Source organism: Albibacterium bauzanense (assembly GCF_004339765.1).
Lineage (GTDB): Bacteria > Bacteroidota > Bacteroidia > Sphingobacteriales > Sphingobacteriaceae > Albibacterium > Albibacterium bauzanense.
This window is the reverse complement of sequence record NZ_SMGO01000001.1, coordinates 19483-31710: the sequence shown is the minus strand read 5'-3', so window position 1 is coordinate 31710 and position 12228 is coordinate 19483. Positions and strand designations below refer to the sequence as shown.

Annotated in this window: 13 protein-coding genes; all 13 read right to left on the bottom strand. The window is 35.9% G+C overall.

Features of this window, described 5'->3' with window-relative positions:
• Positions 1-61 precede the first annotated feature (61 nt).
• Entirely contained in the window at positions 62-580 is a 519-nt protein-coding gene (locus C8N28_RS00145; RefSeq protein ID WP_132220333.1) for a DUF488 domain-containing protein, read from the bottom strand.
• 6 nt (positions 581-586) lie between these two features.
• Positions 587-1417 (bottom strand): DUF2249 domain-containing protein, encoded by an 831-nt coding sequence (locus C8N28_RS00140; protein ID WP_132220331.1) that lies wholly within the window; start codon positions 1415-1417, stop codon positions 587-589.
• Positions 1418-1431: 14 nt separating this feature from the next.
• Positions 1432-1842 (bottom strand): cytochrome C, encoded by a 411-nt coding sequence (locus C8N28_RS00135; RefSeq protein WP_132220329.1) that lies wholly within the window; start codon positions 1840-1842, stop codon positions 1432-1434.
• A gap of 6 nt (positions 1843-1848) precedes the next feature.
• On the bottom strand, positions 1849-2109 hold the full coding sequence (locus C8N28_RS00130; protein ID WP_132220327.1) for a hypothetical protein: 261 nt from the start codon (positions 2107-2109) through the stop codon (positions 1849-1851).
• Between the two features lie 15 nt (positions 2110-2124).
• Positions 2125-3144, bottom strand: a complete 1020-nt coding sequence (locus C8N28_RS13995) for a cytochrome c (RefSeq protein ID WP_132220325.1) — start codon at positions 3142-3144, stop codon at positions 2125-2127.
• Position 3145: 1 nt separating this feature from the next.
• Positions 3146-5242, bottom strand: coding sequence for a cbb3-type cytochrome c oxidase subunit I (locus C8N28_RS00120; RefSeq protein ID WP_132220323.1), 2097 nt, complete (start codon positions 5240-5242; stop codon positions 3146-3148).
• 96 nt (positions 5243-5338) lie between these two features.
• The gene (locus C8N28_RS00115) at positions 5339-6463 is read right to left on the bottom strand and encodes an ABC transporter permease (RefSeq protein WP_132220321.1); all 1125 of its coding nucleotides are present in this window, start codon (positions 6461-6463) and stop codon (positions 5339-5341) included.
• Complete coding sequence (locus C8N28_RS00110) at positions 6460-7566, bottom strand: ABC transporter permease (protein WP_132220319.1); 1107 nt, start codon at positions 7564-7566, stop codon at positions 6460-6462. Before C8N28_RS00110 ends, C8N28_RS00115 begins: the two co-directional genes overlap by 4 nt.
• Positions 7567-7576: 10 nt before the next feature.
• Positions 7577-8320 (bottom strand): ABC transporter ATP-binding protein, encoded by a 744-nt coding sequence (locus C8N28_RS00105; RefSeq protein WP_132220317.1) that lies wholly within the window; start codon positions 8318-8320, stop codon positions 7577-7579.
• Between the two features lie 2 nt (positions 8321-8322).
• On the bottom strand, positions 8323-9252 hold the full coding sequence (locus C8N28_RS00100) for an ABC transporter ATP-binding protein (RefSeq protein WP_132220315.1): 930 nt from the start codon (positions 9250-9252) through the stop codon (positions 8323-8325).
• A 5-nt stretch (positions 9253-9257) separates the two neighbouring features.
• Positions 9258-10196, bottom strand: a complete 939-nt coding sequence (locus C8N28_RS00095) for an HlyD family secretion protein (RefSeq protein WP_132220313.1) — start codon at positions 10194-10196, stop codon at positions 9258-9260.
• 13 nt (positions 10197-10209) lie between these two features.
• Positions 10210-11517 carry a TolC family protein gene (locus C8N28_RS00090; protein WP_132220311.1) on the bottom strand — a complete coding sequence of 436 codons (1308 nt, stop codon included), beginning with the start codon at positions 11515-11517 and terminating at the stop codon, positions 10210-10212.
• Positions 11518-11520: 3 nt separating this feature from the next.
• Positions 11521-12147, bottom strand: a complete 627-nt coding sequence (locus C8N28_RS00085) for a TetR/AcrR family transcriptional regulator (RefSeq protein WP_132220309.1) — start codon at positions 12145-12147, stop codon at positions 11521-11523.
• Positions 12148-12228: the final 81 nt, after the last annotated feature.

Below are 12228 nucleotides of genomic sequence, written 5' to 3'. Positions count from 1 at the left end.
TTCACATTAAAAAACACAATAAAATAGCATAAAAATCACAAAAACAGTTATTTATTTTGAGCTAATTATAAAAAAGCTTACCATTTTTAATAGATGCCGGAGATGTATAAGGATGTTTCTCTAATTTAGTTAACGATAAGATATGCAGCACTTTCCATCCATCTAACTTAAGTGCATCTGCAATCATACTCCGATGACAGCGCCACCAAACTGCCTCTGAACACATAATACAAGTATTTTGATTTTTGCTGCTATTTTCCAGTTCATTCAGTGCTGTTCTAAACTCTTCCGTTTCCATATAATCAGCATATCCTTGGAAAGAAGGATTTCGCCAGGCCGTATTTTTAGAATCTTTATGAACCTTTCTTCTTCCACCAAGAGCGAGCATATGCTGATATTCAATACCATTAGCAGGTAGTTCTGTCTCTAAATTCTCTTTATTAAATTGAGGAAACTTCCGTGAACCCGGGAGGCTCCTTACATCCACCAGTAATTTAATCGAATTATGTTGCAGCAATTCCAGAAACTCTGAAAAACTACGAGTTGAATGACCGACCGTCCATATCGTAAACTTTTCCATCCCCTATCATCTTTTATAAATCAATAATTTAACATCTATTTCAGATAAAGTAAGAATATTTACATAATAATTTTCACCTGCTATTTCTTCAAGTAAATATAATGGAACTCGTTTATGATTTACATACAAAGCTTCATTAGTACTTAATGTAGGTAGTATTTGCAGAATGGTTTGCATAGGGCCTGGCATTTCCAGAGCACGTACATCAATTTCACGAATATTAGCTTCAGAAAACTTATTATATTCCTCTTGAAAGGAAGCTTGGTCAAGCATGTGGATGTTATCATTGGTTCCAGGCGCAGGAGCTACTGTCTCTTTAACAGTAGGAACTTTATAAAAATACGTATGAAATTCATTGATTCTTATTGTTTTTGTAAAGCTTTTTACACCATCTTTTTCAAGCAAACGTACCAAAGGAACAGGTATAAAACTATTTACAATGCAAAGTGCGTTTCCAGTCGGAACACTTTTAAAACGTTGCATAATTTGTTTTAAAGGATCTTGTCCGCCTAACAAAATCTCTCTCACATCAAATACCTCGATATGATCTGCAGGAAGATTCTTCAGCCAATTAGGTGACTCCTCTTCCACAAAATCTTCTTTCTCCACATTCTTTATAAACTTAAAACCCAATGGTGTTAATACCCTTTCAAAATCCTGAAGAGAGCAACCTCCCATTTTTGCAGCTTCAGCTATAGTTACACGAGAAGCCATCAGCTTTCTTAAAATAGGATTCTTAAGTTTCTCAAGAGGTTTAGCCAATGAGGCAATTGCATCAATGCTAACCTTATTCTCTTTTAATAAATCGGATATGCGGGTATTTTCTGATATATCCATGGTCTTTTATTTCATTAATTAGGAACTACATTAATATAGGTAAATAGATAATAAAGCGCCCAACCCACAAAGCCAATTAATAATATCCAAACCCAGTAAGGAATGCTTTGTGGTGTTTCACTTCCCTCTATGTAAAATTGACTTGAATTACCTTTTCCATAAGCATTAATCATAAGAGGGATAACCCCATCAACAATTGCATCTTTACGTAAACCTTCAATGCTTATAGCCGGACCGTTACGAACCTCAAATGGAACAATCCGAATGCCTTCTTTACCATTCGGATCCTTACTTACTATTCTTAATGTGTGTTTTCCATCGACTAGCTTGGTAGTATCCAACTCAAATTTTACTGGTGCCTGAAAAGACGCTATTGGAGTTGATTCATCGTCAATGAAAAGCAAAATGCTGCTTTTAGTTTTCATCAGTATTTAATCGTTACTTAATATAAACCGTTTAATATGTGACTTTGATTTTTCTCCTGGTTTTACTAAAAACTTTATAGAAAAAAACAAAGTCAAAACTACTATGATCGCTATAATCCAAACAATCACCATGTCCCAATTACTATCAGGTCCGCTTCCATGAGAAATACCTTTTAGAAGTGCAGGTTGTTGTTTTTCACAAGCCGGACAAGCAAAGCCACCTAGGGCAGCGAGTAAAAGTGGTAATAAGATTACTATCCTTTTCATGTCTTTATTTTATATCTATTTCTTAACCTTATCAATTAATTTTTGAATCTCTTCTACAGTTACTGTTTTTGCATCATTTCCCCAACTTGTTTTCTCATGATTCATAATAGCAGTAATCTCATCAGCAGTTAAATTAGCCATAGTTCCAACTGCAGGCATGGGGCCAAACCCTTCATTAGCACGGGCATTATAACCGTTCATAATAATGTCTACAAATATCTCAGGATTCTCATCCAACACAACCTTACTTCCTGCAAGTGAAGGAAATGCACCAGGCAATCCTTTTCCATTTTGCTGGTGACAAGCCTGGCAATTTGTAGCATATAAGGCAACACCATCGGCAGCTATAACTTTAGAAGGCCCTTCTCCTCCACTACTGGCAACCGCGGCACTTTTAACATTTCGTTTATACAAAAACTCCGGAAAATTTGTACCAGTTGGCATTTCTGTTTGCTTCAATGATTGTAAATAAGCTACCAAATTAAGTGCATCCTCTGTTGCAACCACCTTTTTACTTTTATCTTTTAAAAACTCTTCGGGCACAGCAACAACTACATCATCCATCGTAGGATATTCTTTTAAGATAAACAACCATGGATAAGCAGGCATAATGGATTCACTAACCACCGTTCTTGGATTGTAAAGATGAACTAAGTTCCAATCCTGGCTAGGCTGACGATTTCCTACATTAATTAAATCCGGACCAGTACGTTCAGTTCCCATCAATGTAGCCGTATTACGCCAGATATCTTGTCTTTTTATATCTGCATAATCCGCTGAAACACTTGGTCTTGAACCAAACATTTTATCCATATCAATATTTCTAACTTGCTGAGTATGGCAGGCCACGCAGCCATTCGCTATATAAAGTGCTTTTCCTTTTTGTGCAGCCGCACTTAAAGGTACTGCATTGGGCAATGGGGCATTGTCTTTCTGATTATTCAAGGCAGGCATAATAGCCACGAAGAATGTCAGAATCAAAAACAATGCAGCCGTTGCAATAAAGAGACTTTTATGATTATTAAAGAATTCCATTTTAAAAAGCTTTTTCGGTTTGTTGATTAAGGTCTTTATCTAATTTTTGTATTGCCAGATCCTTCACATCCAGTGCAGGCTTAGAATCCCACATTTTATAAAGATTATAAGCAAAAACCAGATGAGAAAGCCACATTAAACTCCCTCCTATTGCACGCCACAACCAATGTGGCGCCATCATAATCACACTATCAAGAAACGGTTTTCCTTCCATCCATGACAAACCACGTAAGGTTCCTCCAATCATTAAAGGCACAGAGTAAAACATTAAACCAATAAGAGCCATCCAGAAATGAGCACCAACTGTTATTTGAGGAGGCTCCTTGCCTGTTAAGCGAGGAATAATAACATACATACCAGCCCAAATAAAGAAGGTTATAATACCATACATGGTTAAGTGTGAATGAGCTACCGTAAAATCAGTAAAGTGCCAATACAAATTGGTTTCTCTAAAAGCTTCTGCCGTACCCTGCATCGATCCTGTAAAATAGAATACAATTCCAACGATAAAGAAAGGCAAAGTATAGCTATCAGTAATTTTATGCCATGCACCTTTAAAGGTCATTACAAAGTTGGTAGTACCCGCTACAACCGGAATAACCATTCCCACACTTCCTACAATAGCTACTGTTTGCAACCACCATGGAATAGAACTAAATACAAAGTGATGCGATCCGATTAAAGTATAAAACAGTATTTGAGTCCAGTAAGCCAAAATACCCAGGCTGTATGAATAGATTGGCTGGTTCAATTGTTGAGGAAGATAATAATACACAATACCCAGTGTAAACATCATAAACCACATGCCCACACCTTGATGCATATAATAACCCTGCACTATCGTTTCTCCTAAACCAGTTTGCCAAAATGGCAAATAAGCAACCAGAGTAATCACAATAGCGAAGATCAATGCTGCAACCATATACCAATTAGATATATATATTTCTTTGGTTTTACGTGTAGCAATAGTCTTCAAGAAATTATAAAGCGTAAGGATCAATGCAGCTGCAAACGGCAGCATAACAGGCCAGATATATTCACGAAATTCACCACCGCCATTATTAATACCGGCCATAAGAGCAATCGTACCGAACAGCACCGTCGCATTAATTAAAACCAGAGTAATCCAACCGAGTTTATAGCTAAAAAGCACATTGTTTCCTACTCGGGGTACAGAATAATAACCCAAACCTAACATCCCCAGAGAGGCCCAACCCCAAAAAACAGAATTAGTATGAACAGGTCTTAACCTTCCAAAACTCAGCCAACTGGTTTGATCAATATCAGGAGCTACAAACTTAATCCCAACATACTCTCCAACCGATGTACCAAAGATCAACCAAAAGGTAGCTGTAGCTGCAAACCATAATACCAATTTAGCAAGTTTAGGATCTACAGAAGGTCTTTTTGTAGCTTTCTTTTTAACTGCAACAAACGGAAGAGAAGTATCCGGATTCTCAGCTATCAAACCTTTTGTATCTGCCACTGGTTGATCGCCTGATAACTCCTTTTGAGACAGCTGATAATTTACAGCAGCTTGTCTCCGCTCAATAGTTTCTTCTATTTCATCCTCAGGCAAAGACTTAATATAATCTGCCAATTTCCTTGCCTCAATGTGTTTATTTCTATCACTGATATTATTAATGTACTTCTTAACCCGACCAGCTAGTAATAGAATACCGACTATAATGGGTATAGCAATTAAAATTAAAGTAATAATAACACCCCCACTAGACATTACAGTTTCGGAATCAACACCTTCATTTTGTCCATAGCTAAAATGACTAATCAAACATAAAATCGCGATTGTAAGGCCACTAACAACATCTTTTTTAGAAGTCGGGGCAAAAGAAGTCTCTTTCTTTCTTACTTTACGAAACTCTTCTATTTGTTTGCTATTTAAGGTGTCTATATAATGCTTAAACCTTTCTTCATCACTCTTAAATCCCATCTTATCTGTATCTCCCCTGATTTCTCGCATATTTAATAGAACAGATATTGCAAATAATAATACGATAATAATTATCACAGATAGCACGACAATAAAACCATTAATCCATAGGCTTGATATTGCCAATTGAAAAGTGTTTGAAATCATATTTAATATATTATATACGGCAAAATTAAATAATAATATTAAGATAAAAGAGTATTTTATCCTTTATTATTTAAGCCAAAAACACATTAAAAATGATCAGGCCGTTTTTCTGTAATTCCAGATAGCCCAGCCATTCAATATGACACCGAAAACGATGATATAAAAGAATTCAAGCTGAACGTCTGCAAAGCCACTACCCTTCAGCATAACCATGCGTACTACACGAATAAAGTGTGTTATTGGCATTAAATTAGAGATATTTCTTGCCCAATCAGGCATGCTTTCTACCGAGGTAAATAAACCTCCCATCAAAGTAAAGATCATCATAAAGAAAAAAGCCAGGAACATAGCTTGAATCTGATTATCACTAATAGTTGAAATCAATAAACCGAAACCCAAAACTGCTATTAAATAGAAAGCAGCAAACAAGTAGAGCAATAAAAGACTACCTTCTGAAACAATACCATAAATCAACCAGCAAACTACAAGTCCGAGTGTAAATACAATAATCCCCATAATCCAAAAAGGAATAAGCTTGCCCAAGATAAACTGCCATTTCTTAATCGGACTCACATTGATCTGTTCTATGGTCCCTACTTCCTTCTCTCTCACAATATTTAAAGACGACAGAAAACCGCCAATCATCGTTAATAATAAGACAAGGATGCCCGGAACCAAATAGTATTTAAATTGAGCCAAGGGATTAAACCAAGTTGAATAGGTTACGTCAATGAAACTTTTTGAAGTATAATTAGTTGGAGTTGTAGCCTTATTATTAATTTCCAAGTTAGCAGTAAAGTCTGCTATTATAGCATTTAAATAGCTGCCGCCAATAGAAGCTTTTGTCCCATCAATTGCATCGACTGATAAACCAACTTTCTGTTTCCCTTCCCGAATCAGATTTCGTTCAAAGCCAGCAGGTATTTCCAGCACCACATCCGCTTCATCCCTTTCAACATATTTCAACGCCTCCTTATAAGAAGGTTCCATACTCACCATTTTGAAGTATCCAGAAGAACCTACCTTACTAATTAACTGTTGCGAATAACTACTATGATCCCGATCAACAATAGACAGACTAATGTTTTTCACTTCCAAATCCATTGCCAAAGGAAGAATAATCAACTGTACAGTAGGCATCATAAACATCATCGCAATAATAGTCTTATCACGAAATATCTGTCTGAACTCTTTCTGTAAAAGGAACCTTAATATCTTCATTCCAGCCTGATTTTAAAGTTTTTTAAAGCGACTCCAAGCAAGGCAAGAGTCATAACAATCAAGACCAAAACTTCCTTCCATATATATGCGAAGCCAAGCCCTTTAAGCATCACAGATTTAATGATCAGAAAATACCACCTTGAAGGAACAATGTTAGAAATAACCTGAAATACCCATGGCATATTCTCTATCGGAAACATAAAACCTGTAAAAATAAGTGTAGGTATCATCATACCCATGATAGATAAAAGCAGAGCTGTCTGTTGAGAAGAAGTAACATTCGAAATTAATAAACCAAAAGAAAGACAGGTTATAATGAACAATGTACTTACTAAAAATAACAATAAAATACTTCCTTTTATCTCCACATTCAACACAAAAACCGCCAATAGAACGATAAGCGTAAAGTTTGCCAATGATAATACCAAATACGGCACGGCTTTAGAAATCAAAACAAAAATGGGTTTAAAGGGAGAAACCAATAATACTTCCATAGTTCCAAGTTCCTTTTCCTTTACTACAGCTACTGCAGTTAATGCAGTACATACAATCATTAATATCAAGGCCATTACTCCCGGAATGAAGTTTAAAGACCCATTTCCCTCCTCATTATAAAGCATCCTGGTTTCCGGAACAATAACATAGGGTAAAACTGCAGCAGGTGAAATCTCCTGTTGATAATCCGCTATAATAGCCGTTAAATAATTTATTAGAGTCTTAGCAGTATTGGGATCTGAACCATCTGCTATAATTTGTATTTGCGCCTTTCCAGAGTGCAGTAAATTATTCCCAAAATTAGGTGGGAAAACAAGTACACATCTCACATTCCCTCTCTTCAATGTGTTCTCTATTTCCTGTTCACTCAAAGAAGTTTCATCTACAATAAAATAGGAAGAAGATTTGATCTTATTAATCAGCTGCTCGGTGTTTGCATCTCGGGAATTATCAGAAATACTAATGTGAGAATTCTTCACCTCGCTCGTAATCGCATAACCAAACAGAAGTATTTGAGCAATGGGCAAACCAAACATGATCAGCAAAGTACGTTTATCACGAAAAACATGATAAAACTCCTTTCTAATAAATACAAATAACTGCTTCATATCTGTATTGTTAATTATCTGATCTTTTTGCTCCTCGGGCCAACTGATAGAAAACCTCATCCATTGAACTGGCTGAATAGTTCTTCTTCAAGTTTTCAGGTGTATCAAGTGCTTCAATTCTACCATCTACCATAATGGATATACGATTGCAATATTCAGCTTCATCCATGTAATGAGTAGTCACAAAAACTGTAATACCCCCTGCCGCCGCTTCATAAATCATATCCCAAAACTGTCTTCGCGTAACCGGATCTACTCCTCCGGTAGGTTCATCCAAAAACACAATTCTTGGTTGATGAAAAATAGCGACAGAGAAAGCCAGCTTTTGTTTCCATCCAAGAGGAAGCTCTCCTACCATCTTATTCACCTCTTTCTCTAATCCAAGCCTTTCAATCAAATCTGTACGCCGCATGCTAATTTCTGAACGTTCTACTCCATATATCCCACCAAAGAATTCAATATTTTCTGAAACAGTTAAATTTTCATAGAGAGAAAATTTCTGGCTCATATAACCAATATTCTTTTTAATAGATTCTTGCTGTTTATATACATCAAAGCCTGCAACGCTAGCTTTTCCGGAAGTTGGGTATGATAAACCACATAAAATTCTCATAGCAGTCGTTTTCCCAGCACCATTTGCTCCCAAAAAACCAAACACTTCACCTTTATACACATCAAAACTAATTTTATTGACCGCATAGAAGTCGCCAAACTGCTTCGTTAAATCATTGCAAATAATTACCTTCTCTTCCATACCTAATGATTAGCTTCCTTTTGTGATAACCAGATAAAGTTATCTTCAATGGTAGGTGCTATTATTTTTATTTCCACATTCCTATTTCCAAATTTTTCAGCATAGTCTTTTAATAAAGTGATGCTATCCGGATGCTCATCTTTTACTATTATTCGCATATATTCGCCTGAAGCATAAGCACTAGCAACCGCATCAAAATTTCTAAAATCAGTAAGGAGTTTGTAATTATTATCAGACTTAGCAGCATATAAGGTTACAGGAAATGCCTTCACGATATTCTCAGGAGTCTCGACTGAAAGTATTTTACCATTTTGAATCAATGCAATGCGTTCGCACAAGTTTGCTTCATCCATATATGGAGTGGATACCAAAATTGTTATTCCCTGCTGTTTTAAATCTTTCAACATATCCCAAAACTCTTTTCTCGAAACAGCATCCACACCAGTAGTTGGTTCATCCAGTAGAAGCACCTCAGGCTTATGAATTAAAGCGCAGCACAAGGCTAACTTCTGTTTCATACCACCTGATAGCTTTCCTGCACGACGATCATTGAAAGGACTGATCTGATCGTAGATATTTTTAATCAAATCATAATTCTCTTCGATACTTGTATCAAATACCGTAGCAAAGAATTCAAGATTCTCTTTTATAGTCAAATCCTGATATAAGCTGAATTTCCCAGGCATATAACCCACCCTATTGCGAATAGCCCGATATTCTTTAACCACATCAAAACCAGCTACGCTAGCTGAACCTTTATCTGCAAGCAATACCGTAGTTAATATTCTAAAGATGGAAGTCTTTCCAGCACCGTCCGGACCAATTAACCCGAATAACTCACCTTTCTTTACGTCGAATGAAACATCATCAACAGCAATAACATTCCCCTTATCGTATGTTTTATGAATATTTTTTAACGATACAGCATCCATCTCTTCTACTTAAAAAGTACTTCTCCGTACATACCAATTTTCAAATAACCATCATTCGGAACGCTGATTTTTATCGCATAAACCTGATTTGCACGTTCATTTTTAGTTTGTATAGTCTTAGGAGTAAATTCCGATTTGCTGGCTATCCATGTAATTGAACCTGGATAAGATTTAAAACCGGTTGCACCGCTATCAATCCTAACTTCAATCTCATCACCAATCTTTATCTGCGGTAATTGCTCTCCTGTAATATAAGCTCGTAAATTAAGCGTGTCAGTATTAGCAATCTTATAAAGTGGTTTACCAATAATGGCCATCTCCCCTTTTAAAGCATAAGCGGCTAATACAGTCCCATTAATCGGATTAATAACTTCCCCTTTTTTAATCTGCTCCTGATATTGTTCAACCATTTTTTCCAAGGGTCCTCTTTCACTTAAGATAGAACGATTTTGAGTAGCTGTATTCGATGTATTTAACCTAATTTGCTGCTTAGTAACATTAATACGCTTCTGCTGTTGATCAATCTGCGCATTCATATCATCCAATTGCTTTTGTGTAGCAGCATCAGCCTTTACTAAATTGCGCGTACGTTCACGCTCTTTTATTAAATGATCTAATTGAGATTCTTCAACAGCCAATTGCCTTTGTACCAAAGCTGTTTGCTCCCCAGCATCACTTGTTTTTTCTTTTAAAGCCGTTATTGCAGCTTCGGTCTGTTCTTTTTGCAATTGAGCAAGTATTATATCTATTTGCCCTACTTTGGCCCCTGCATCCAACTGCTCACCTTCTTTTATATTAAAAGAAAGCAATTCCCCATTTTGCTCGGCAGATACAATTACCTCATCTGCTTCAAAATTACCAGAAGCATCGTAATCATTATCATTTCGACCACAAGAGCCAAGCACAATAACAGACGCCAGTAATACTAATTTAAGTCCTTTCATTTTGTAGATGATATTAGTTGCCAGAAGTATATTTTAAATTATAAGTTGCCTGTAATAATTGAATTCTATGTAATATCTGAGTTTGTCGGGCCAAATTCTCTGCATTCAACTGAGCTATAAAATCACGAACTGTAATTACTCCATTATCCAGTTGAGCTTTGGCCGATTCTTTTACAGAAGCTCTAAACTTTATAGCCTTTTCATCTTCCAGGATAAGCTTTCTATACTTTTCAACCTGTGCATTTTGTTGTGTAAGTTCAAGACTCGTATTAAACAAAAAGGTTTCCTTATCTGCTTCCAACGATTGACGATCCAGATTTAAGAGTTTTTTATTGTTAGCCAGTGTATATAAACTCCCGAAAGCCCAATTTAAACGCAATCCTCCGATATACCAGAAATCTGCTTTATCCGCAATGATGTTTAATGTCGGACGACCATATGCTCCCTGAAAGAAGGCGCTGAATTTGGGTAGATAATCAGATTGAAGCCGCTTTTCCTGAATATCATACAATTTCTCCCGGATTGTAAATAGATTAAGTTCAGGTCTTTTAATCTCATTAGATGAAGCCAACTCAACAGGTTTCGCAAGTTGAGAAGCATCACTTATTGTCTTACCTATAAATACAGAAAGCATTTGTAAATAGGCATCCATATTTCCTTTAAATTCAATACTCGCAGACTCTACGGCTGATAACTCTGCTCTTAATTCATCTACATTACTCCTAAATGCAACTCCATTTTCAACGGCAGCAACCATTTTATCTACAGCAAGTTGAAGGTCCTCTTTCCTCAGATCATTCTGCTTTAATTGTCCATCCATTAAAAGAATAGAAAAATAGATCTGATTTATCCGGCTCTTTAACGAATAAAGATCAATAGCAAGCTGCTGCTTTTGTAAATCAGCATTCGCTACTGCCATTTCCTTCTGACTTCTTAATTGTCCACCATCAAAAATAAGCTGACTAACCTCTCCTTGAATTTTATACTGATCTTTACTAATCTCCGGAAAAACCATACCAGGCGCTGAAGAAAGTGCATCTGGAAAACTGAAAGTCTCCGACTGATGACTCGCCTGGCCCGAAATATTTAACTGAGGTAAATAAAGCTTAGAAACATTTGCAATTGTGTAATCGCGCGATGCATCAATCAGATTCTGCTTTTTTATTAAAGGGTAATTAGATTGAGCAAGCCGGTAGCAATCCTCAAGACTCAATATTTGCTGTTGCGCAAATACAGGAAAAACAAAAAGAATAAGCCCGAAACAGATTAAATTTATTTTAAAATGTACGGCTATCTTATTTACTATTATCTTACTAAGCATAAGCTAATTTTCTATTATTTTACCAATCCAAATAGGTATAAGCTTTTTTCTTTCTTCCATTAAATCCCTGAAATCATCCTCCTCTACTCCAGCTGCCTTTTCCAATACCCGTCTTCCTAAAAACGGAAATATAATCAAGCCAATAATATTCATAAGAATATGTATCGGATTAATTTCTAACTCCTTATCCATATTTAACTCATTTAATTGTTTAAAGAAATATGAGCCTTTGATAGCTGCCGCATTTTTTATAAAAGCAGGAAATTTATTAGAGCCGGAAAGAATTTCGTTAACAATAAACAATGGAAAGTCAGGGTTATTGAGCAGCTGTCCAATATAATGATCAACTATCAATTCAATCTTCTTATTTAAACTTGTACTTTCGTCCATTACAATAACCATAATTTCAGAAAATAGCTTTTCAATCGTTTCAATCATTATAAGATCAAAAAGCTTCTGTTTACTTCTAAAGTAATAATTAACCAAAGCCAAATTAATATCTGCTTCAGCAGCTATATCCCTTACAGTTGTTGATACAAAACCTTTACGAGTAAAAACCACACGAGCTGCCTCCTTAATCTTTTCTTCAGTAGAAGCATCTATACCCTGTTTTTCATTACTTTTTGCCATATTATAAAATTCCTTTAACGATCAATTCGAAATCAAAAGTAAATAATCCATATTTATTAAACAACTGTTTAAAACAATTAT